Source organism: Bacillus sp. AY3-1, assembly GCF_008368785.1.
GTDB classification, from domain to species: domain Bacteria; phylum Bacillota; class Bacilli; order Bacillales; family Bacillaceae_G; genus Bacillus_A; species Bacillus_A wiedmannii.
Window position 1 is genome coordinate 197,956 of record NZ_QORZ01000018.1, and the last position, 24,742, is coordinate 222,697.

The 24,742-nt window shown below is 35.3% G+C and carries 18 protein-coding genes; 15 read left to right on the forward strand and 3 right to left on the reverse strand.

The genetic code is table 11. The features are described 5' to 3' along the window. Positions 1–76: 76 nt before the first annotated feature. A complete protein-coding gene (locus DN389_RS19935) occupies positions 77–1,132 on the reverse strand; it encodes an enoyl-CoA hydratase/isomerase family protein (protein ID WP_098190148.1) in 1,056 nt (351 codons plus the stop codon). Positions 1,133–1,448: 316 nt separating this feature from the next. On the opposite strand from DN389_RS19935, the gene DN389_RS19940 reads away from it, so the two are divergent. The 4 genes from DN389_RS19940 (at position 1,449) to DN389_RS19955 (ending at position 6,388) form a co-directional block, all read left to right on the forward strand. Then, a complete protein-coding gene (locus DN389_RS19940; RefSeq protein ID WP_001145039.1) occupies positions 1,449–1,706 on the forward strand; it encodes a hypothetical protein in 258 nt (85 codons plus the stop codon). Positions 1,707–1,889: 183 nt separating this feature from the next. Next, positions 1,890–2,129 (forward strand): DUF2584 family protein, encoded by a 240-nt coding sequence (locus DN389_RS19945; protein ID WP_000667351.1) that lies wholly within the window; start codon positions 1,890–1,892, stop codon positions 2,127–2,129. A 15-nt stretch (positions 2,130–2,144) separates the two neighbouring features. After that, positions 2,145–3,302, forward strand: a complete 1,158-nt coding sequence (locus DN389_RS19950) for an exonuclease SbcCD subunit D (RefSeq protein WP_000765140.1) — start codon at positions 2,145–2,147, stop codon at positions 3,300–3,302. Further along, positions 3,299–6,388 (forward strand): AAA family ATPase, encoded by a 3,090-nt coding sequence (locus tag DN389_RS19955; RefSeq protein WP_149237500.1) that lies wholly within the window; start codon positions 3,299–3,301, stop codon positions 6,386–6,388. The genes DN389_RS19950 and DN389_RS19955 overlap by 4 nt, the downstream gene beginning before the upstream one ends. Positions 6,389–6,511: 123 nt before the next feature. Here DN389_RS19955 and DN389_RS28490 read toward each other — a convergent pair whose 3' ends face one another. After that, positions 6,512–6,685 (reverse strand): hypothetical protein, encoded by a 174-nt coding sequence (locus tag DN389_RS28490; RefSeq protein ID WP_001142750.1) that lies wholly within the window; start codon positions 6,683–6,685, stop codon positions 6,512–6,514. A gap of 330 nt (positions 6,686–7,015) precedes the next feature. Here DN389_RS28490 and DN389_RS19960 point away from each other — a divergent pair, with 330 nt between their 5' ends. Further along, positions 7,016–7,315, forward strand: coding sequence for an ArsR/SmtB family transcription factor (locus DN389_RS19960; protein ID WP_064477290.1), 300 nt, complete (start codon positions 7,016–7,018; stop codon positions 7,313–7,315). Between the two features lie 58 nt (positions 7,316–7,373). On the opposite strand, the gene DN389_RS19965 is transcribed toward DN389_RS19960, so the two are convergent. After that, positions 7,374–7,559, reverse strand: coding sequence for a YkvS family protein (locus DN389_RS19965; protein ID WP_000646787.1), 186 nt, complete (start codon positions 7,557–7,559; stop codon positions 7,374–7,376). Between the two features lie 482 nt (positions 7,560–8,041). Between DN389_RS19965 and DN389_RS19975 the strand changes: the two genes are divergently transcribed. From DN389_RS19975 to DN389_RS20020, 10 genes are all read left to right on the forward strand, one after another. Next, positions 8,042–9,244, forward strand: a complete 1,203-nt coding sequence (locus DN389_RS19975; RefSeq protein WP_060488686.1) for an L-lactate MFS transporter — start codon at positions 8,042–8,044, stop codon at positions 9,242–9,244. A gap of 646 nt (positions 9,245–9,890) precedes the next feature. Continuing rightward, positions 9,891–10,676 carry a 2,3-dihydro-2,3-dihydroxybenzoate dehydrogenase gene (gene dhbA, locus DN389_RS19980; protein ID WP_088122058.1) on the forward strand — a complete coding sequence of 262 codons (786 nt, stop codon included), beginning with the start codon at positions 9,891–9,893 and terminating at the stop codon, positions 10,674–10,676. A gap of 26 nt (positions 10,677–10,702) precedes the next feature. Further along, the gene (dhbC, locus tag DN389_RS19985) at positions 10,703–11,902 is read left to right on the forward strand and encodes an isochorismate synthase DhbC (protein ID WP_149237502.1); all 1,200 of its coding nucleotides are present in this window, start codon (positions 10,703–10,705) and stop codon (positions 11,900–11,902) included. A gap of 12 nt (positions 11,903–11,914) precedes the next feature. Continuing rightward, positions 11,915–13,531 (forward strand): (2,3-dihydroxybenzoyl)adenylate synthase, encoded by a 1,617-nt coding sequence (locus tag DN389_RS19990; RefSeq protein ID WP_149237503.1) that lies wholly within the window; start codon positions 11,915–11,917, stop codon positions 13,529–13,531. A 29-nt stretch (positions 13,532–13,560) separates the two neighbouring features. Beyond that, a complete protein-coding gene (locus tag DN389_RS19995; RefSeq protein WP_149237504.1) occupies positions 13,561–14,454 on the forward strand; it encodes an isochorismatase family protein in 894 nt (297 codons plus the stop codon). A gap of 33 nt (positions 14,455–14,487) precedes the next feature. Beyond that, positions 14,488–21,645 (forward strand): amino acid adenylation domain-containing protein, encoded by a 7,158-nt coding sequence (locus tag DN389_RS20000; protein ID WP_149237505.1) that lies wholly within the window; start codon positions 14,488–14,490, stop codon positions 21,643–21,645. Next, positions 21,642–21,866, forward strand: coding sequence for an MbtH family protein (locus DN389_RS20005; RefSeq protein ID WP_060488692.1), 225 nt, complete (start codon positions 21,642–21,644; stop codon positions 21,864–21,866). Before DN389_RS20000 ends, DN389_RS20005 begins: the two co-directional genes overlap by 4 nt. Then, positions 21,866–23,308 (forward strand): MDR family MFS transporter, encoded by a 1,443-nt coding sequence (locus DN389_RS20010; RefSeq protein WP_149237506.1) that lies wholly within the window; start codon positions 21,866–21,868, stop codon positions 23,306–23,308. The genes DN389_RS20005 and DN389_RS20010 overlap by 1 nt, the downstream gene beginning before the upstream one ends. A gap of 64 nt (positions 23,309–23,372) precedes the next feature. Further along, positions 23,373–24,122, forward strand: coding sequence for a 4'-phosphopantetheinyl transferase Sfp (gene sfp, locus DN389_RS20015; protein WP_060488694.1), 750 nt, complete (start codon positions 23,373–23,375; stop codon positions 24,120–24,122). Positions 24,123–24,157: 35 nt separating this feature from the next. Next, on the forward strand, positions 24,158–24,700 hold the full coding sequence (locus tag DN389_RS20020; protein WP_060488695.1) for a hypothetical protein: 543 nt from the start codon (positions 24,158–24,160) through the stop codon (positions 24,698–24,700). The last annotated feature ends 42 nt before the right edge of the window (positions 24,701–24,742 follow it).

Sequence of the window (24,742 nt, forward strand, 5' to 3'; positions counted from 1 at the left end):
ATCCCGCATGACCGGACGATCGGTGAGGGCTAATAATAAGCGGGTAATGAACCCCACTGATTAATGTTTCACCTTATTATGCATTAAGTAAGTTAAAGAACCGATTTACATCTTCTTCTGAAACATCACTTAATTGCTTATATTTATAATTCGGATTTTGATCTTTATCAACGACAACGGATCGTACTCCTTCGAAGAAATCTTCATGTCTCATGAAATTTTTAGCAAGTACAAGGTCGGTAGCAAAACATTCTTCAACGGATTTATCTTGTCCATCAATAAACTGTTTTAAAGTTACTTTTAATGAAATAGGGGATTTTGATAATAGCGTTTCTTTCGTTTTTAAAGCAAAGGAACTTTGATCTTTCTCCAATGAATTGGTGATCTCTTCAATTGTATCGAATGCAAAATGTGAATTAATTTCTTCTAATGAAGGAGAAAGTTCGCTTTCTAAGTTTGGAGCAGTTGCAAATGTACGAATGACTTCTTTTAAATTAGTATGTACATCATCTTGTTTATGCCAATTTACACTTTCAAGTTCAGTAAGGAAAATTGGTAATGAATCAGATGTCATAAAGTAATCAGCAGCGTTTATAAATAATACGTCAGCAGCTTTTAAAACAGATGCTGTTAAAGCAACATAACGGCCAGCAAACCCTGGAGCTTTATTTAAGAAATAAGCAGCACCGACATCTGGGAAGAAGCCGATATTCATCTCAGGCATTGCCCATTTCGTACGCTCAGTTACAATTCGATATTTCGCACCATTTGTAAGACCGACACCACCGCCCATTACAATTCCATCTAAACAAGCGATGATCGGTTTTTTATATTGATAAATATATGTATCAATTTCATACTCTTCTTCAAAAAAACGTTCCGCATGCTGCAATGCAGTTTCATTTGAACGCGCTTCATAAAGAGTTTTAATGTCGCCGCCTGCACAAAAACCTTTTGTGCCAGCTCCTTTTAATACGATAAGCGCAATTCGCTCATCATTTTCCCACTCTTTCAGTTTTTGCCCAATTGGTTGCAACATGTCATAAGATAAAGAATTAAGCGCTTTTGGGCGGTTTAAAGTAATTGATGCAACGCCGTTTTCACTAACAGAAAATAAAACGTGTTCAGTCATAATTCATCCTCCCTTACATATCTTCTTATTCTTAATTCTTGATACGTATTGAAATATCCTTTATAAATTTTGTCTAAACTTGACGGTACGTGTTAATTTGTATATCGCATATTTTGACGAGATATATTTGCAGGATTTCTGGGGTTGAAAATGAATATTACAACATTACTGTAATTGTAATTATTTGAAATTATCATGACAAACACGCTATTATATATGTGTAAATTGTACATAATGACTTCAAAAAGAGTATTTGAAGCGATTATGATGAAAGAAAAATTGCTTTTTATTAGAAATAGAGAAAGGAGAAATCGGAATGCCAGTACCTTTACTATTGTCGGTGATTATTTTGTCTTCTTTAATGATAGGGATAACGCAGTATTTTCATCATACAGATACGACAGAGGAAGTGAAGGATAAAGTACGACTTGTATTTCCGATTTTCATCATATCTATTTCTTTTTGCATTTTATTAAATAAGGATGGGTACATTATCGCAGTATTTTCATTTTTTGTAGCGATCGTTTTCATTACAGTTTTATATTATGTAATGAAAGACTTTATACAAAAATAAAGATGTCACATTAGACATTTTTATTTTTAAAATAAATAAAATTTCACATACCGTATTATATGTAAAAATAAAAAACATATAGTAGTAGAAAAGTGTGTACTTTGCCGTGTATTTACTTGTCAATCTTGCATAGCCAATATACTATTAATAATGTAGAGATTAGAAAAAGGGGTTGTATCTGTCATGAAATTTGAGATGCACACAAAAATTATTTCAAATGAAAAAGAAGTAAGATTACATATAGAAGAAAACATATTTCAATTAACATTGGATGGTTATCACTTATTTACAGTTCAAGAAATATTGCCTTTATATAAATCAAATGAAGAAAGAATTGGTAGTGCAATGATACAAAAGTTAGAGTGGGAAAACGGAAAAACTACAATAAACTATCAACTCGTATCACTAAAATCAGTAAATTAAAAGGAGCAGGAAACTATGAAGTTATTTCATACAGCGGATTGGCATTTAGGAAAGCTCGTTCATGGCGTGTATATGACTGAAGATCAAAAGATTGTATTAGATCAGTTTGTACAAGCTGTTGAAGAAGAAAAACCAGATGCGGTAATTATTGCAGGGGATTTATATGACCGAGCAATTCCACCTACGGAAGCAGTAGACTTATTAAATGATGTTTTACAAAAAATAGTGATTGATTTACAAACACCAGTTATTGCGGTTGCAGGAAACCATGATAGTCCAGATCGTATTCATTTTGGAAGTAGTTTAATGAAGAAACAAGGATTATTTATTGTGGGACAATTTCAATTTCCATATGAGCCAATTATATTAAATGATGAATATGGCGAGGTTCACTTCCATCTTATTCCATATGCGGATCCAAGCATAGTTAGACATGTTTTGAAAAACGAAGATGTACGTTCTCATGATGATGCGATGCGTATTTTTATGAATGAGCTTTCTGAAACGATGGATAAAGAAGCTAGACACGTATTTGTTGGTCATGCATTTGTAACTTCTGCGGGAGAAGCGGAGGAGAATACAAGTGATGCAGAACGACCACTTTCAATTGGTGGTGCTGAATACGTAAATAGTCATTATTTTGATAAGTTTCATTACACAGCGCTTGGACATTTACATCAAGCGCATTTCGTACGTAATGAGACCATTCGATATTCTGGTTCGCCACTTGCGTATTCTATTTCTGAAGAAAAACATAAAAAAGGTTATTATATTGTGGAACTGAACGAAACAGGTGAAGCAACAATTGAAAAAAGGTTACTTGCACCACGCCGTAAAATGCGAACAGTAGAAGCAAAAATAGATGAATTATTACAACATCCAGTAAGTGAAGATTACGTGTTTGTAAAATTATTAGATGAAAATCCTGTCTTGCAGCCAATGGAAAAAATACGCTCTGTATATCCAAATGCAATGCATGTTGAAAGATCTATTCAAAGACGAGAGTTCACAGAGTCAAATGAAGTAACTGTTTCAAGACATAAAACGGATGATTTATCTCTTTTAAAGGCTTTTTATAAAGAAATGAAAGGCTTAGATTTATCAGAAGAGAAAGAACGTCTATTTGTAGAAGTATTACAAACAGTGCAAGAACGGGAAGGTGAACGAGGATGAGACCGATTCAGCTTATTATGACGGCATTTGGGCCATATAAACAGAAAGAAGTAATTGATTTTGACGATCTGGGAGAGCATCGTATTTTCGCCATTTCTGGGAACACGGGTGCTGGGAAGACAACGATTTTTGATGCGATTTGTTATGTATTATATGGTGAAGCCAGCGGAGAAGAACGAAGTGATACGAGCATGCTCCGCAGTCAATTTGCTGATGATAATGTGTATACAAGTGTAGAACTAACCTTTCAATTAAAAGGGAAACGTTATGAAATAAAACGACAACTGGGACATAAAAAACAAGGGAACAAGACGATTACGGGACATGCAGTAGAATTATATGAAGTAATTGATGAAGAGAAGGTTCCAGCTGTTGATCGTTTCCATGTAACGGATGTAAATAAAAAAGTGGAAGATTTAATCGGTTTAAGTAAACATCAATTTAGTCAAATTGTTATGTTACCGCAGGGGGAATTCCGAAAACTATTAACATCTGAGACTGAAAACAAAGAAGAAATTTTGCGTCGTATTTTTAAAACAGATCGTTATAAGTTAATGCGAGAGTTACTTGATCAAAAACGAAAACAATGGAAAGACGTTTTACAAGAAAAACAAAAAGAGCGAGAGCTACATTTTCGTAATGTTTTTAAATTACCGATCCGAGATGGAGCATTATTAGAGACATTAGTGGAACAAGAGCATGTAAATACGCATCAAGTAGTAGAAGCATTAGAACAAGAAACAGCTGTGTATAAGGCAGAAGTTGAGCAATTACAAGTAGAACAAGATGTTCAAACGAAGCAATTAAAGGATGCTGAAACACGTTTTCACGCAGCGAAGTCTGTAAATGAGAAGTTTATAGATTTACAACAAAAGAATGAGAAATATAACACTTTACAAGAAAACCGTACAGTTATTGAAAGGAAAGAAACATCTTTTAAACGTGGGGAACAAGCGAAGCGCTTATTACCATTTGAACAATGGCACGAAGAAGCGATGCAAAATGAGCAGAAAGCTGAAAGTTTGTTAAAACAAATTATCGCCAAAAAAGAAAATATAATGAGTAATTTTGAACTTGCTCAGGGGAAATATGAAGCAGTAAAGAATAAAGAACCTGAGAGAGAAGATGCAAAAAAACTTGTTCAAAGATTAGAAGAGTTACAATCGATTATTGCATCGTTAGCTGAGAAACAGTTGAATTTACAAAATACAGAAATTCAAATAGGAAAATTAAAAGAAAGTATGCAAAACTTAGATCGACAATTAGAAGAGCATACAAATCAAAAACAGCTAATGTCTAGTGAATTACAACAACTAGAACAAGCACTTGAGCAATATGTAGCTAAAGTAGAAGAACTAACGAATATGCGAGAAGATGCAAAATTTTTAAAGCAAGCATATGATGTTTGGCAAGAAAAACAAAAATTCGAGAAAGAAAAAGAAACTGCATTTACTAAGATGCAAGAGGCAGTTCGTGCATATGAGAATATGGAACGTCGCTGGTTAAGTGAACAAGCTGGTATATTGGCTCTTCATCTACATGATGGCGAATCTTGTCCAGTATGTGGTAGTACGAACCATCCGAAAAAAGCTACAGAGCAAAGTGATGCGATCGATGAAAAAGAGTTAAATGATTTAAGAGACAAGAAGAATCTTGCTGAAAAATTACATGTTCAGTTAGAAGAGAAATGGAATTTCTATCACCTTCAATATGAGCAGATAATAGTAGAGGTTAAGAAGCGAGGCTATCGCTCAGAGAAATTAGATGAAACATATAGTGCACTTGTTCACAAGGGAAAACAATTAGCAACTGAAGTGAATACGTTAAAGGCAAGTGAAGAAACGCGTAAGCAAACAGCTGTGAATATAAAAAGCGTAGAAGAAAAAGTAGATGCACTGCAGAAACAAAAACGTGAGGTAGAAACAGAGCAGCACCGTACAGAAATGGAGTGTATGCAACTTCGTACTTCATATGACCATGATAAGAAAAATATTCCTGAAAACCTACAAACAGTACAAGCTTGGAAAGTTCAGTTTGATCAGGCGATGCAACAACTTAGGTTAATGGAGGACGAATGGAAGAAAGTGCAGGAAGCGTATCAACATTGGCAAAATGAAAATATACGTATTCAAGCAGAACAGGAAGGTGCTTCTACTCAATTTGAAAGTGCAAAATTGAAGAAAGAAGAGACTTTCGCGCGCTTTATGAAAGAACTTGAACAGAGCGGGTTTACAAATCAAATAACGTATAAAGAAGCTAAATTAAGTGATGCCGAGATGGAGATGTTACAAAAAGAAATTCAAAGCTATTATTCATCTCTTGAAGTACTTGCAAAACAAATTGAAGAGTTACATGCTGAATTAAAAGATAAAGAGTATATGGATATTACAGCGTTAGGTGAACATATAAAAGATTTAGAAATAAATCTTGATATCATTAAAGAAAAGCGTCAACGTGCGCAAAATGCAGTAACATATATTTTTGATTTACATGAAAATATTAGACGTATTGATGAGCAAATTCATGAGGAAGAAAAAGCTTTCCAAGAACTTATTGATTTATATGAAGTAATGAAAGGTGATAACGAAAGCCGTATATCATTTGAACGCTACATCTTAATTGAGTATTTAGAACAAATTGTTCAAATTGCAAACGAACGATTACGTAAATTATCAAATGGACAATTTTATTTAAAACGAAGTGAACGAGTTGAAAAAAGAAATCGTCAAAGTGGATTAGGCTTAGATGTATACGACGCATATACTGGTCAAACACGCGATGTAAAAACATTATCTGGCGGCGAGAAATTTAATGCATCGCTTTGCTTAGCACTCGGAATGGCAGACGTCATTCAAGCATATGAAGGCGGTATTTCCATCGAAACGATGTTTATCGACGAAGGATTCGGTTCATTAGACGAGGAGTCATTAACAAAAGCAGTTGACGCCTTAATTGACTTACAAAAATCAGGCCGCTTTATCGGTGTCATTTCACATGTTCAAGAGCTGAAAAACGCAATGCCAGCTGTTTTAGAAGTAACGAAGCAGAAGGATGGGTGTAGTCAGACTCGGTTTGTGGTGAAGTAAGTTCAATAGTAATTCATGCTTAAAGCATTGTTTGTGAGTTTCTAGTATAAAAATTATGATAAAACAAATGCCGCCTCTTTATAGAGGTGGCATTTGTTTGTTATTCAGAATTAGATAATGCACCTACGAGTTATCTGTAGAAGGCGGAGTATTTTCTAAACGATTATAAGCTTTAAAAGCTGAAATTGCGGATATAACACCACCTACTAAAAATAAAGCTGATCCACTGACTAATATGATACGACTGACATATGTTTCGCGCGCTTCTTCAACTTCTTCTTGTAACATTGTTGGCATTTGAAATCCCCCTAAACAACATTTATTTTGTAGATAGTATATACAAACGCCTAAAATATGTTAAAATCACTGGATAGTATTATGAGGAAGTATATAGTTAGATGTGAATTGTTTGAAAAATCTTCATTACAAATTTATGCTAACTTCACATAGAGCACATATTAAAATTGTATTATGTATATGTACCAAATAAATAAAGTGAATTGTATTTCGTTCTGTTTTTAAAAATTTAAAATTCTATTATTTTTATATAAAGGTTTCACATCGGAGTTTTAAATATTTTGGAAATAGATCTAAATAAGAGGAATTCATATAAAAGGGGAATGTCTTATGACAACATATACGAATGAAATGAGAAAAAGTTTAGTTTCAGAAGAAGATGTAGATATTTTAAAAATTATGGCGCACCCAATCCGATTACAAATTGTAAATGAATTAAGTACGAGAAAAACTTGTAACGTAACACAATTAACAGAATTACTAAATATTCCACAATCGACTGTTTCGCAACATTTATCAAAAATGAAAGGTAAAGTGTTACGAGCTGAGAGAAGAGGTTTAGAAATTTATTATCATATTAATAATTTAAAAGCGAGTAAGATTGTAAGTGTTTTAGGATATATAAACTAATGAAGTGTTTTCATATAAAATAGCCGCTGCTGGTGAGCAGGGGCTATTTTTTGTTGTTTTATGTATTCGCATTTAAAATTTTATAGTTTTTATGATTTACAATTGTTCGATCAAATTCAAAAGTACCACCGCTTACATCTGTAATTTCAACTAAGACCGATTCAGTATAAAGTTTTAGTACAGATCCTGTAATCTTTAAATTATTTCGTTGAAAAAGTATAGTATCCCCTACGTTTGCTTTCATAGTACCTCCTCATTAAAGACAGAAATATTTTTTTATTATATATATTAAACCACGTATAGATATATTAGTGAATATTTAGTTTTATTTATCAATAAAATATTTTTTATTTTATAAAAAATAAAGTGCATCGTAGTGTGAAAATAGTTTTTTTCTGTTTGTATAGGAAAATCAAAATATTGCAATATAGCCATCATATAACTTGAGACATAATTTTTATAAAGAGAGATGATAAAACAGCTGTAAGTCGTATTGATGCAAAACATTATAATAGCTACTTACGTATTTAATAATTCGCTTTTTGTATTTCGTCCTTCGTTTTCTGTAACTGATTCCATATTTTTGACGCTCTGCCTTGTAAGTGCTTACATAAGTGGGGACATCTTATACAATGAAGGTGTTAAATCAAATGAGGTGGTCAATATGAACTTAAAAAAAGAAAACTTAGCGAAAAGCATTGAAATAGAAAGAGGAGGCGGAAAGGTATGAAAAAATCAAATGTTAATCCATGGCTTGTTGTCCTTGGTACAGTCATAGTACAAATGGGACTTGGAACGATATATACATGGAGTTTATTTAATCAGCCTTTAGTTAGTAAATACGGTTGGAGTCTTAACGCAGTTGCTATAACTTTCTCAATTACTAGTCTTTCCTTAGCGTTTTCGACTTTATTTGCGAGTAAATTGCAAGAAAAATGGGGACTTCGTAAACTTATTATGATAGCTGGACTAGCATTAGGACTAGGATTAATACTTAGTTCACAAGCTTCCTCATTAATATTGCTTTATGTACTAGCAGGGGTTGTTGTAGGTTATGCAGATGGTACAGCATATATCACTTCACTATCCAATTTAATAAAGTGGTTTCCAAAGCGTAAAGGTTTAATTGCTGGTATTTCTGTCTCTGCATATGGTTCGGGTAGCTTAATCTTTAAATATGTTAACGCACAGTTAATTGAATCAGTTGGTGTATCACAAGCGTTTATATACTGGGGTTTAATTGTTACAGCTATGATTGTAATTGGCGCTTGTTTAATCCATCAAGCTGCAGATCAAGGAGCAGTTCATGAAACAAAAACTCAGGAATATACAACGAAAGAAATGTTAGGCACAAAACAAGTATACTTATTATTTATTATGTTATTTACATCATGTATGAGTGGCTTATACTTAATTGGTATGGTAAAAGACATTGGTGTTCAACTTGTAGGGCTTAGCGCAGCGACAGCAGCTAATGCGGTGGCTATGGTTGCAATCTTCAATACATTAGGTCGTATTATTTTAGGACCGTTATCAGATAAAATTGGCCGTTTAAAAATCGTTACTGGTACATTTGTTGTTATGGCAGCTTCAGTCTTGGTTTTAAGTTTCGTAGATTTGAATTATGGTATCTACTTCGTATGTGTAGCAAGCGTAGCGTTTTGCTTTGGTGGAAATATCACTATTTTCCCAGCTATCGTTGGTGATTTCTACGGTATGAAAAACCATAGTAAGAACTACGGAATTGTGTATCAAGGATTTGGGTTTGGAGCACTTGCAGGTTCCTTTATCGGTGCACTTCTAGGTGGATTCAAACCAACCTTCATGGTGATCGGTGTATTATGTGTCGTATCATTTGTTATCGCAATTTTAATTCAAGCACCTAAGCAGAAAAAAGAACAAGAAGAAGAGTATCGCAGCGTAGCATAAGTATATAAATCTTCTATCACACTATAAATACGAAAAAGCATCCTATTAAATAGGGTGCTTTTTTATGAATGATTGTAACGAGGTTATATAATATTTGGGATTTTTTGAGACAAAAAAGTGAGTGAAATACCTGTTTGGATTATATTGGAATATCAAAAAATGATACATCATATTCGAAATACGTATTAAATCTTAAATTATAAACAAGACATATATCAGTAATTGCAAGATATATTTTCTCGGTATTTTCAGAAAAATGTTGAGAAAATATATACTTTGTTTTTTGATAAGGCTTTGTAAATGAAGGTATCTACAGTTAGTCTTCTACAAGTTTAAAAAGAGGAGTATGAATTAAAGGTGTAATGTAAGGTACTTATTAATGCTTTTAGATGTAATTGTGTTGAGAATCATTAAGATATTTTATCTGAAAAATAAAAATAGGTTGACAAGTTTATTGAGAAAGATTATCATTTCGGTGTAAGAATGTTAAATGAAAAACATTATCAATGAATAATATTTTGATGAAAAGTACACTTGACCAATTAGTTTAGTAAGTGTATTATTTTTAACATCATCAGTGATAATGAAAATCGTTATCATTTGTGATGTTGAATTTGATTAATTTTTATATGAAAGGATAGATGAAATGAACATAGGGGAATTTGATGGGAAAACGGTTTTAGTAACTGGTGCAGCGCAAGGTATAGGTAGTGTTGTAGCAAACATGTTTTTAAAAAGAGGAGCTACAGTTATTGGGGCTGATCAAACTGAAGAGGGGTTAAACGTACTCTTAAATGAAAATGAATTAAATGAAACACGTGTGAAAACGTTTCGTTTAGATGTGAGTGATAGTGCCGCTGTTGAAGAAGTAGTAGAACGGATTGAAAATGATATAGCACCGATAGATATATTAGTAAATGTTGCAGGGGTTTTACGTATGGGAGCGATTCACTCTTTAAGTGATGAAGATTGGAATAAAACATTCTCTGTAAATTCTACAGGGGTTTTCTATATGTGCCGAGCAGTAAGTAAATATATGATGCAAAGAAAGTCAGGGGCAATTGTTACAGTTGGCTCAAATGCGGCAAATACTCCGAGAATGGAGATGGCTGCGTATGCTGCATCAAAAGCTGCAACGACGATGTTTATGAAATGTTTAGGGTTAGAACTTGCAGCATACAATATTCGCTGTAACTTAGTTTCTCCAGGTTCTACTGAAACTGAAATGCAAAGATTATTATGGGCTGATGAGAATGGAGCTGAAAATATAATTGCTGGTTCTCAAAATACATATAGACTCGGTATTCCGTTACAAAAAATTGCACAACCTTCAGAAATTGCTGAAGCAGTATTGTTTTTAGCCTCTGATAAAGCGAGTCATATTACAATGCACAATTTATGTGTCGATGGCGGAGCTACATTAGGAGTTTAATAAAAAATTCAGGAGGTTTTAATACTATGAATGAACTTATAGCCGTAAAGGAACTGTCGGAAAAATTATTAGAAGATTATAAAACTGAATCTTCGTTCTTTTTCGCTTCACCAACTCGAACGATATTGACAGAAGGAGAGTTTACTAAAGTAAAACATCATGAAATTGAAAGTTTTACAGAACTTGTACAAGCGGTATTAAGCAATGCAAAACAAGCTGGAAATCCGAATCCTATCGTTGTTGGTGCTTTGCCTTTTGATCGTAGAAAAGAAGTTCAACTTATCGTACCAGAACATAGTAGAATTACTGAGCGTTTACAGTTAGAGACAACAAATGAGATAAAACGAAATGAGAAACTGACATTTGAAATGACACCGGTTCCAGCTCCTGAAGTTTATATGAATGGTGTGAAGCAAGGGATTGAAAAAATTCAGGACGGAGATTTAAAGAAAATCGTTCTATCTAGATCGTTAGATGTTAAATCTTCAGAGAAGATTGATAAACAAAAACTACTTCGCGAATTGGCAGAGCATAATAAGCACGGTTATACATTTGCTGTGAATTTACCGGAAGATGAAAACGAGTGTAATAAAACATTAATTGGAGCAAGTCCTGAATTACTCGTTTCACGTAATGGTATGCAAGTTATTTCTAATCCGTTAGCTGGTTCAAGACCACGTAGTGATGATCCAGTGGAAGATAAGAGAAGAGCAGAGGAATTAATTTCTTCACCAAAAGATTTACATGAACATGCGGTAGTAGTTGAAGCGGTTGCTGCTGCACTTCGTCCATACTGTCATACATTACATGTTCCGGAAAAACCATCCGTTATTCATAGTGAAGCGATGTGGCATTTGTCTACTGAAGTGAAAGGTGAACTAAAGGATCCGAATACTACTTCTTTGGAATTAGCAATTGCTCTTCATCCTACGCCAGCAGTTTGCGGAACGCCAATGGAAGAAGCAAGAGAGGCGATTCAAAAAATTGAGCCATTTGACCGTGAATTCTTTACAGGAATGCTAGGATGGAGCGATTTAAATGGAGATGGTGAATGGATTGTTACAATTCGCTGTGCTGAAGTGCAAGAAAATACACTTCGTTTATATGCAGGAGCAGGAGTTGTTGCTGAGTCAAAACCAGAAGATGAGTTGGCAGAAACATCAGCTAAGTTCCAAACAATGCTGAAGGCTTTAGGATTAAGAGATAATTCGCTGAATGAAAAATAGGGGGAAGAAATAATGTTATCAGGTTTCACGGAATGGCCAGAAGAATTTGCAAATCGTTATCGAGAAGAAGGATGTTGGCTTGGAGAAACATTTGGTTCGTTGTTAAGAGAACGTGCTGAAAAGTATGGAGATGAAATTGCAGTTGTAAGTGGTAATATGCATATGACGTATAGTGAGCTTGATAAAAAAGTAGATCGCTTAGCTTCAGGTTTACTGAATTTAGGAATAAAGCAAGAGGATCGAGTTGTAATACAGTTACCTAACATTATCGAGTTTTTCGAAATATGCTTTGCACTATTTCGAATTGGAGCACTTCCTGTTTTTGCACTACCTTCACATCGAAGCAGTGAAATTAGTTATTTCTGTGAGTTTGGTGAGGCGAGTGCTTACGTTATTTCAGATAAGGCTCTCGGCTTTGATTATCGAAAACTAGCAAGAGAAGTAAAAGTGAAAGTGCCAACTTTACAACATGTAATTGTAGTGGGAGAAGAAGAAGAATTTGTGAACATAAGTGATCTGTATATAGATCCCGTTCCATTACCAGAAGTTCAGCCAAGTGATGTTGCGTTTCTCCAATTGTCTGGAGGGACAACAGGGCTTTCTAAATTAATTCCTAGAACACATGATGACTATATTTATAGTTTACGTGTTAGCGCTGAAATTTGTAATTTGAATACGGATAGCGTCTATATGGCAGTTCTTCCAGTAGCGCACAATTACCCGATGAGTTCTCCAGGGACATTTGGAACTTTCTATGCGGGTGGAAAAGTAGTGTTAGCAACTGGTGGTAGCCCAGATGAGGCATTTGCTCTTATAGAAAAAGAAAAAGTTACGATTACTGCTCTAGTTCCACCATTAGCAATGATTTGGCTTGATGCAGCTTCTTCTCGTAATAACGATTTATTGAGCTTAGAAGTGATTCAAGTAGGTGGTGCTAAGTTTAGCGCTGAGGTTGCAAAGCGTATTCGCCCTACATTTGGATGTACGTTACAGCAAGTGTTTGGTATGGCAGAAGGGTTAGTAAATTACACGAGATTAAATGATCCGGAAGAAATCATTATTCATACACAAGGTAGACCGATGTCTACATTCGATGAAGTACGGGTTGTTGATGAAAATGATAACGATGTAAAACCTGGTGAAGTAGGTAGTTTATTAACAAGAGGGCCCTATACAATTCGTGGCTATTATAAAGCAGAAGAGCATAATGCACGATCATTTACAAAGGATGGATTTTATCGCACAGGTGATCTTGTAAAAGTAAATGAACAAGGTTACATCATTGTAGAAGGAAGAGATAAAGATCAAATTAACCGTGGTGGCGAGAAAGTTGCTGCGGAAGAAGTTGAAAATCATTTATTAGCACATGATGCAGTACATGATGTAGCCATCGTATCAATGCCTGATGATTATTTAGGAGAACGTACTTGTGCGTTTGTAATAGCTCGTGGACAAGCTCCGACAGTAAGTGAATTAAAAATGTTTTTAAGAGAACGGGGTATAGCGGCTTATAAGATTCCAGATCGAATTGAATTTATTGATTCATTCCCGCAAACAAGTGTTGGAAAGGTAAGCAAAAAAGAGTTACGTAAAGTCATTACGGAAAAACTTATTACGGTAAAGCGATAAAAAAATAAAAATTGGAAGGAAGTGATTAGATGGCTATCCCATCTATTTCAGTATACAAAATGCCAGTTGAATCAGAACTACCAAAAAATAAAGTGAACTGGACACCAGATCCGAAACGTGCGGTTCTTTTAATCCATGACATGCAAGAATATTTTCTTGATGCATATAGCGATAAAGAATCACCAAAAGTAGAACTCATTTCAAATATTAAGGTGATAAGAGAAAAATGTAAGGAACTTGGTATACCAGTTGTTTATACTGCACAACCAGGTGGACAAACGTTAGAACAACGTGGATTATTACAAGACTTCTGGGGTGACGGTATTCCTGCTGGACCAGATAAAAAGAAAATTGTCGATGAACTTACTCCTAATGAAGATGATATATTCTTAACAAAATGGAGATATAGTGCATTTAAAAAGACAAATCTATTAGAAATTTTAAATGAACAGGGAAGAGATCAACTTATTATTTGCGGTATTTATGCGCATATCGGCTGCCTTTTAACAGCTTGTGAAGCATTTATGGATGGTATAGAACCATTTTTTGTAGCAGATGCAGTTGCTGATTTTTCACTAGACCATCATAAACAAGCATTGGAGTATGCATCTAATAGATGTGCAGTAACGACATCAACAAACTTACTGTTAAAAGATTTACAAAGTGTAAAAAGTGATGAGAGTGAAGGAATCACTGTACAGGAAGTGCATGAACTAGTTGCACAACTACTTCGTGAGCCGGTAGAGAGTATTGATATTGATGAGGACTTACTAAATAGAGGACTTGATTCGGTCAGAATTATGAGTTTAGTAGAGATGTGGCGTCGCGAAGGGAAAGAAATAACTTTTGCAGATTTAGCAGAACGTCCAACTGTTTCCTATTGGTACAGTTTACTATCTTCACAGACAGCACAGGTGCTGTAACAAATAGACTACATAATAAAGGGGTAGTAAAGAATGCCTAATAGTCAAAAGGTTCGTCATTCGTTATCATCTGCGCAGACTGGTATGTGGTTTGCACAGCAATTAGATCCGCTTAATCCGATTTATAATACTGGGGAATATGTTGAAATAAACGGAAATATTAATCAAGAAATTTTCGAATTAGCAGTACGTAAAGTTGTAACAGAAGCAGAAGCACTACATGTTCGCTTCGAAGAGGATGAAATTGGTCCATGGCAAGTTATTGAAGAATTACAGTTTCATATGCATTTTATTGACGTTCGTAAAGAAGAAAATCCTGAAGAAGCTGCTAAAGTATGGATGAAAAATGATTTATCTATGCCAGTCGATTTGAAAAGAGATACTTTATTTACTGAAGCACTTATTCAAGTTGAAAATAATCGTTTCTTTTGGTATCAGCGCATCCATCACATTGTGATGGATGGCTATGGATTTTCACTTCTAAGCCAAAAGGTAGCGAAAGAGTATACATCACTTATAGAAGAAACAAGAAAGAATGAAAAGCTATTTGGTTCTCTTGCAAAAATTGTACAAGAAGATATGGAGTATCGTGAGTCTAAACAATTTCAGGAAGATCGTACTTTTTGGTTAGAAAAGTTTGCAGATGAACCGGATGTCATAAGTTTAGCAGAACGAGCGCCGAGAACATCAAATGGATTTTTACGAGAAACAGCTTATTTATCCAGTTCTAGCACGAAAACTTTACTAGAAGATATCAATGTTTCTTTAACAAATTGGCCGGAATTTATTGTAGCTGTAACAAGTATTTACATGCATAAATTAACAGGTGCAAATGATATTGTTTTAGGTTTACCAATGATGGGGCGTCTCGGTTCTGCATCTATTTATACACCGAGCATGGTAATGAATTTAGTACCACTTCGTATTACAGTAACTCCAAATATAACTCTTGCGGAATGCATACGGCAAGTTTCTAAAGAGATTCGAGAAGTACGTCGTCATCATAAATATCGTCATGAGGAATTAAGAAGAGACTTAAAGTTACTAGGTGAAAATCAAAGGTTATTCGGGCCGTTAGTGAATGTGATGCCTTTTGATTATGGGCTTAATTTTGCTGGGAATCGTGGTATTACACATAATTTATCAGCAGGACCTGTCGATGATTTATCGATAAATGTTTATAAACGTTTCGATGAAAATGAGTTAATGATTCATTTTGATGCGAACCCGGAGGTATATAGTGATTCGGAACTAGCATTGCATAAAGAGAGATTTATGAATGTATTAGAATTAGTGATAAATGGTTATCAAAAAGACGTGTCGATTGGAAATATAAACATTACTCTTCCAGAAGAAAATCATAAAGTTTTATTCGAATGGAATGAAACTAAGGAAGCTGAGGATTTAATCACTCTACCTTTATTATTTGAAAAACAAGTACAAAAAAATCCAAATAAAATAGCGGTTACGTGTAACGGAGTAGACCTTACGTATAAAGAGTTAAATGAACGGGCGAATGAACTAGCGCACTATTTAGTAGAAGAAGGAATAGGGCCAAATCAGTTTGTAGCTTTAGTATTTTCAAGGTCAATAGAAATGGTAGTTAGTATGCTAGCAGTTTTAAAGGCTGGTGCAGCGTATTTACCGATAGATCCAGAATATCCAGCTGAGCGAATAAATTATATAGTAAATGATGCAAAACCAATTTATATCATCACACATTCATCTGTTTCATCTACTTTAGTTATAGAAAATGATATAAAAAAAATCGAATTAGATCGAGAAGAAACAGAACTAGCATTAAAAGCATATTCTCATAGGAATCTACCATTTAGAAATGAAGAATCACTTTTAAAGCCTGCGTATACAATTTACACTTCAGGCTCAACCGGAAATCCAAAAGGTGTAATTGTTCCTATGAAAGCTTTAAGTAACTTTCTATTGGCTATGGACGATATGTTTTCACTAAATGAGAACGATCATTTAGTAGCAGTTACAACATTTGCGTTTGATATTTCTGCTCTAGAGATTTATTTACCTCTTATTAGTGGTGCAAGTTTAACAATTGCACAAAAAGAGGTAATTCAAGAGCCTTCTGAGTTAACGGCACTGTTACAAGAAGAAAGAGTGACAGTTATGCAAGCTACACCGACGTTATGGCAGGCGTTAGTAACTGAATATCCAGAAAGGCTACAAGGGCTAAATGTGCTCGTTGGTGGTGAAGCTCTTCCAGCCCATTTAGCAAATATATTAAAAGAATTAGGTTGCTCTATTACAAACTTATATGGACCAACTGAAACGACTATTTGGTCTACTGTCATGAACATCGATAAAAAGGAAATTGGTATACCTCCTATTGGAAAGCCAATTTGGAGTACAGACGTGTATGTATTAGATGCAGGTTTACAACCAGTACCACCTGGAGTAATTGGTGAATTATATATTGCAGGGGAAGGGCTTGCGAACGGATATTTAGGAAAACCAGAGTTAACGGCTGAACGGTTTGTTGCAGATCCTTATGGAAAACCAGGGAAGCGCATGTACCGCACAGGTGATCTTGTGAAATGGCGTAACGATGGTGTGTTAGAGTACATGAGCCGCGCAGATCATCAAATTAAAATTCGTGGTTTCCGAATTGAATTAGCTGAAATTGAAATGGTATTACAACGACATGAATATATTCAACAAGCGGTAGTAATGGTACGGGAAGATCGCCCAAATGATAAACGAATCATTGCATATATCGTTGCCGAAGGGAATGAAGGGATTAACCTTTCAGAAATTCGTTCTTATGTTTCAGAAAGTTTAGCGAATTATATGGTGCCATCGGCATTTGTTGTGCTAGAAGAATTACCATTAACGCCAAATGGTAAGGTTGATAGAAAGAAATTACCTGCTCCTGATTTTAATGAAATGAACAAGGAGAGAGTTGCTAGAAATCCGAAAGAAGAAATATTATGTGATTTATTTGCAGAAGTACTTGGTGTTTCTCGCATTAGCATTGATGATAATTTCTTTGAAATGGGTGGCCATTCGCTTCTTGCATCTCGTCTAATGGCAAGAATTCGTGAAACGTTAAGTGTTGAATTAGGAATAGGAAAATTATTTGAATCGCCAACTGTTGCTGAACTGGCGAAACAATTGGATCAAGCAAAAACTGCAAGACCAGCTATTAAGAAAGTAAGTAGACCAAATGAAGTTCCACTTTCATTTGCACAGCGCAGGTTATGGTTCTTAAATTGTTTAGAAGGTCCAAGTCCTACTTATAATATTCCATTAGTCGTTCGTATTTCTGGAAAGTTGAACGAGGAAGCATTGCAAGGTGCCTTTTATGATGTAGTTGAGAAACATGAAACGCTTAGAACGATTTTCCCTAACGTATTAGGTAGTTCCTATCAGAAAATTTTAGATATGGAAAATTTAAATCTAGAAATGATAATAACAAAAACATGTAAAGATGAATTAGAAAGTGGGCTTGCAGAGGCGGTAAGATATAGTTTTAACCTTGATGTTGAACCAGCAGTTCGTCTGCAACTATTTACAGTGAATGAAAACGAACATGTATTACTAATACTATTGCACCATATTGTTGGGGATGGCTGGTCATTACAACCGTTAACGAGAGATTTTACAGCGGCATATAAAGCACGATGTCAAGGTAACAGAGTGCAGCTAGAGACACTTCCAGTTCAATACGCAGATTATGCACTTTGGCAACAACAGTTGCTTGGTGATGAAACTACAGAAGAGAGTCTTATTTCAACACAATTAGAGTTTTGGAAGAAAGAGCTAGAAGGTTTACCAGATCAGCTGGAGTTACCTACAGATTACCAGCGTCCAATTGAAACGAGTTATCACGGAGAAACAATTCATTTTCTAATAGATGCGGGTATGCATAGTAGGTTAGTAGAGCTTGCACGGAAAAACGGAGTTAGTTTGTTTATGGTGTTGCAAGCAGGACTTAGTGCGCTATTTACAAGATTAGGTGCAGGTACTGATATACCAATCGGTAGTCCGATTGCTGGAAGAAACGATGATGCACTCTCTGACATAGTTGGTTTATTTGTAAATACATTAGTGTTACGTACAAATACATCAGGAGATCCAAGCTTTAAAGAATTATTGAATAGAGTGAAGCAATCAAATCTTGCAGCTTATGAAAATCAAGATGTTCCATTTGAACGACTCGTTGAAGTGTTAAATCCAGTACGTACTCGAAATAGTCATCCGCTGTTTCAAGTTATGTTAGCTTTCCAAAATACGCCAGAAGCAACATTTGATGCTCCGGATATAGAAGCAAACCTTGAAATTCAAAGCGTTGGTTCTGCGAAATTTGATCTAACATTTGAAATTAGCGAGAGTAACGGAGTTGATGGTACGCCAGACGGTTTAAACGGGTTACTAGAATTTAGTACCGATTTATATAAACGTGAAACGATTCAAAAATTAGTTGAACGATTCATTTTGTTATTAGATGATGCAGCGAAACATCCGGATCAATCAATTGGCACATTAGAAATATTAACTTTAGCAGAGAAAAATACAGTGTTAGAAAAGTGGAATGGTGGTTTTCAAATTGTACCAGAAATGACATTGCCACAATTATTTGAAAAGCAGGCTCATATAAATCCAAATTCTATTGCTGTCGTCTTTGAAGATGAAAAGTTAACTTATGAAGAGTTGAATAAAAAAGCGAATAAAATAGCTCGATTGCTAATAGCAAAAGGAGTAGGCCCTGATCAACTCGTTGCTTTAGCGATGCCGAGATCTTTAAATATGGTTGTAAGCTTACTAGCTGTTCTGAAAGCTGGTGCGGGATACCTTCCGTTAGATCCGGATTACCCGTCAGATCGTATTTCATTTATGCTCCACGATGCGAAACCATCATGTGTGTTAACAAATTCAGATGTGGAAATTGAATGTGATGAGGAACTGAAGATTTTAGTTGATGATGTGAAAGTAATAGGGGAAATCGAGAAATATAGTGAAGACAATATTGATGAAATGGAGCGCATGAAGCAGTTATCTCCTTCGCACATTGCGTATGTTATTTATACATCAGGCTCAACTGGTAGACCGAAAGGCGTTATGATACCTCATCAAAACGTAGTAAGACTTTTAGGAGCAACTGATCATTGGTTCCAATTTGACGAGAACGATGTATGGACAATGTTTCATTCATATGCTTTTGATTTCTCGGTTTGGGAAATTTGGGGACCTTTATTATATGGTGGACGTTTAGTCGTAGTAACACATACTGTAAGTCGCTCGCCGAAAGAATTTTTACAACTTCTTGTTAAAGAAAAGGTAACTGTTTTAAACCAAACTCCATCAGCGTTCTATCAATTGATGCAAGCAGATCGTGAAAATGAAGAAATTGGCCAAAAATTATCTTTACGATATGTTGTTTTTGGAGGAGAAGCACTTGAGCTAAGTCGATTAGAAGATTGGTATAGTCGACATTCTCATAACGCACCAAAACTTATTAATATGTACGGTATTACGGAGACGACAGTACATGTTAGTTATATTGAATTAGATGAAACAATCGTCTCTTTACGAGCAAACAGTTTAATTGGGTGTAGTGTACCTGATCTTAAAGTGTATGTATTAGACAACTATTTACAACCGGTGCCACCTGGAGTAGTTGGAGAAATGTATGTTGCAGGTGCAGGGCTTGCTCGTGGATATTTAGGAAGAGCAGGCTTAACAGCAGAACGTTTTATTGCAGATCCATTTGGTAAGCCAGGTACAAGAATGTATCGTACTGGGGACTTAGCACGTTGGCGTCAAGATGGGACGCTAGATTATATAGGACGTGCAGATCATCAAATAAAAATTCGTGGATTCCGAATTGAATTAGGGGAAATAGAAGCGGTAATAATGAAACATCCTAAAGTTGAGCAAGTAGCCGTTATTGTACGGGAAGATCAACCAGGGGATAAACGGTTAGTTTCTTATATCGTCGCATCAAATAATGAAATGATTGATACGAATGAAATGCGTAAGTATGCTGGAGGTAGTTTACCAGATTACATGGTTCCATACGCTTTTGTAGTAGTAAATGAGTTGCCTTTAACTCCAAATGGTAAATTAGATAGAAAGGCATTGCCGGCTCCAGAATTTATCGCATCATCTTCTAGTCGTGGACCAAGAACACCGCAAGAAGAAATGTTATGTGACCTGTTTACAGAAATTTTAAGTGTGCCGCAAATTGGAATTGATGACGGATTCTTTGATCTAGGTGGCCATTCACTTCTTGCAGTGCAGCTTATGAGTCGTATTAAAGAAGCACTTGGGGTTGAACTAAATATCGGAACTTTATTTGCAGCACCTACTGTTGCGGCTCTTGCTGAAAGACTTGAGGTGGGAAATGGACAAAGTGCACTTGATGTGTTGCTTCCATTACGAGCAAGCGGAGACCAATTACCACTATTTTGTGTACACCCAGCAGGTGGATTAAGTTGGTGCTATGCAGGACTTATGAAATCTTTAGGAACAGATTATCCAATCTACGGTGTCCAAGCACGTGGTATTGCTAAAAATGAAGGACTTCCAAAAAGTTTAGAGGAGATGGCAGCGGATTATTTAAAACACGTTCGTGAAGTACAGCCTCACGGACCATATCGTTTACTCGGTTGGTCGCTCGGAGGAAATGTTGTGCATGCAATGGCGGCGCAACTGCAAAATGAAGGGGAAGAAGTAGAATTACTCGTTATGCTGGATTCTTATCCAGGTCACTTCTTACCGAATACGGAAGCACCTACTGAAGAAGAAGCGTTAATCGCATTACTTGCTTTAGGTGGATACGATCCAGATAATATGGATGGTAAACCACTTACGATGGAAAGTGCAGTAGAAATACTTCGTAAAGATGGAAGTGCATTAGCAAGTCTGAAAGAAGAGACGATTTTAAATTTGAAAGAAACATATGTAAATTCGGTAGGATTGTTAGGGAAATATGTACCGAAAGTTTATAACGGAGATATTTTATTCTTTAGATCTACTGTTATACCAGACTGGTTTGATCCTATCTCTCCAAATACGTGGCTAAATTATTTAGATGGGCAAATTGTGCAACACGATATTGATTGTAGACATAAAGATTTATGTCAACCAGGACCACTTACAGAGATTGGACAAGTATTAGCGAAATATTTGCAGGATAAGAAAGGGGTAAGTACAGTATGACGAATCCGTTTGAAAATGATAATTACACATATAAAGTACTAAAAAATGAGGAGGGCCAGTATTCTCTCTGGCCTGTCTTTCTTGATGTGCCTATTGGTTGGAATGTCGTACATGAAGAGGCTAGTAGGAATGATTGTTTACAATATGTTGAAAATAACTGGAAAGATTTGAATCCAAAAAGTAATCATATTGGCGAAAAAATATTAGTAGGAAAACGATAATGAAGGCAAAAATAAATCCAAAAGTAGTTGTAAGTATCGTATATATAACAGCGATGTTTATGGCTGCGATGGATGCAACAATTGTGAATGTAGCATTGCAAACGATAAGTAAAGAATTACAAGTGCCTCCATCTGCAATGGGGACGGTTAATGTTGGGTATTTAGTTAGCTTAGCTGTTTTCCTTCCGATTTCTGGTTGGTTAGGAGATCGCTTCGGTACGAAAAGAGTATTTCTAACCGCTCTTTTCGTATTTACAACTGCGTCTGCATTATGTGGAATAGCGAACGATATTACTTCATTGAATATTTTTCGTATCATTCAAGGTGCTGGCGGGGGGCTTTTAACACCAGTTGGGATGGCGATGTTATTCCGAACATTTTCACCAGAGGAAAGGCCGAAAATTTCACGGTTTATTGTGTTGCCAATTGCTGTAGCACCGGCAGTAGGGCCAATTATTGGCGGTTTTTTTGTAGATCAAATGTCTTGGCGCTGGGCATTTTATATTAATTTACCGTTTGGAATCGTAGCGTTACTATTCGGTCTACTATTTTTAAAAGAGCATATTGAAAAATCAGCTGGTCGCTTTGATTCTCTAGGTTTTGTTCTTTCAGCACCAGGATTTGCGATGCTTATTTATGCACTTAGTCAAGGGCCGTCAAAAGGCTGGGTTTCTCCAGAAATTATAAGTACTGGGATAGCTGGGATTATATTCATTACATTGTTTATCATTGTAGAACTTAGAGTAAAGCAACCGATGTTAGATTTACGCTTATTAAAAGAACCAGTCTTTAGAAAAATGAGTCTTATTTCACTGTTTTCATCAGCTGGTTTATTAGGAATGTTATTTGTTTTTCCACTTATGTATCAAAATGTAATAGGAGTTTCCGCATTGGAATCAGGTCTTACGACATTCCCAGAGGCGATTGGGTTAATGATATCTTCACAGATTGTGCCATGGTCATATAAGAAATTAGGAGCTCGAAAGGTAATTTCTATTGGATTAATTTGTACGGCGATTATCTTTGTTTTATTAAGTTTTGTAAATCATGATACGAACCCATGGCAAATTCGGGCATTATTGTTTGGTATCGGTATTTTCTTAGGCCAGTCTGTCGGAGCAGTTCAATTTTCTGCATTTAACAATATCGCACCACCTTCTATGGGGAGAGCGACTACTATATTCAATGTGCAAAACAGATTAGGTTCAGCGATAGGAGTTGCAGTATTAGCTAGTTTACTGGCTGGTTTTGGAAATAATAGTGTGCAAAATAATGCTCAGTCAGATTTCTTACCATATCAAGCTGCATTAATTGGATCAGCAATATTTTTACTCGTAGCATTACTATTTTCTTTACGTATTTCCGATAAAGAGGTAATGTCAAAGAAGAAGAAAAAGCGGTTACCTATATTACAAAAAGAGAAAGAAGTTGTAAACGAATAAGTTATAGAATAATAATATTCATTTGAAATAAAGTGATATTGGTATTTAGAAGGAGAGAGTTTACATGATAGAGAGTAAAGTTGTAGATTCTGTACCAACTCTTAATGAGAATAGTTGTCAAATATGGTGGGCCAGAATTTCAGATTTACAATCATGGCATTACAATTTACTAAATGATGTTGAACGAGAGAAAGTAAATTCATATCATCAATCGGCAGATCGCGCACGATTTATAATAGGTTGTGTAATTAGTAGATTAGTTCTTGGAAAGATCCTTTCTATGTCGCCAGTTCAAGTACCGATTGATCGAATGTGCTCTGTATGTAAGTTACAACATGGTAGACCACAATTATCAGAAGGAATGCCGCAAATATCTGTTTCACATTCGGGTGAGTGGGTTGTTGTTGCATTTACAAAGTCTGCACCTGTAGGCGTGGATGTTGAACAAATGAATCCAAATGTAGATGTTATGAAAATGGCAGAAGGCGTATTAACAGACATTGAAATAGCGCAAGTTATGAAATTACCTAATGAACAGAAAATAGAAGGTTTTTTAACATACTGGACTCGAAAAGAAGCAGTACTAAAAGCGACAGGTGAAGGACTAATGATTCCGCCAGTACATATTACTGTATCGGCTCCAAATGATCCTCCAAATTTGTTAGTTTTTAAGGATAGGCAAGAGTTAGTAGAAAATACAATGATGGAAGATATAAGGCCGAGTGTAGATTACATGGCTTCAATTGCAATATTTAGTAAAGAAGTAACTGAAATTACACAGTTAGACGCAGTAGCGCTTTTAAATTATAAATAAGTTAAATAAAAAATCTTATAGAAGAGGTGTTCCTCATGTTAGTAGCGGAAAATAGAACAAATGAATTCACTTATAATGTACAAGCAATTAAAAATATTTTATTTTCTGGAGATACATCATCTATTCATGCTTTAGAAAAGCTTTTGAATGATACAGTTCAGTTTGAAATTCTCGAACAAGAGGTACTTGATAGACAGTACATCCCGAAAGAAGCAAAGAATTTCTTTGATAAAAACGGAACATTTCTTTACCGTGTATCCAATGTTAGTTATAAAGGAAAAGTGTTATCTGAGAATCTAATTTTTGCGGACACTTCGTTTTTACCAAATACAATTAAGAGTGAATTAGAGAGTGGAAATATTCCAGTTGAAAAACTTATTGAAAAGATGGAAGTAAGAAGAAACTTATTATACGAAGGATATCAGCCATCTGGGAATATTATTGAATTATTTAATGGATGCTCTGTTACGGCGAATGTGTATCCAACTAGAAAATATCAAATTGTAAGTAATTGCAAATGCATATTTTATATTTGTGAAGTATATCATGCAGAGAATATAAAAAATCTGCTTAAATAGAAAATAAGAAACCAGCCTATAAAATGAAGTGAACCCCGAAAA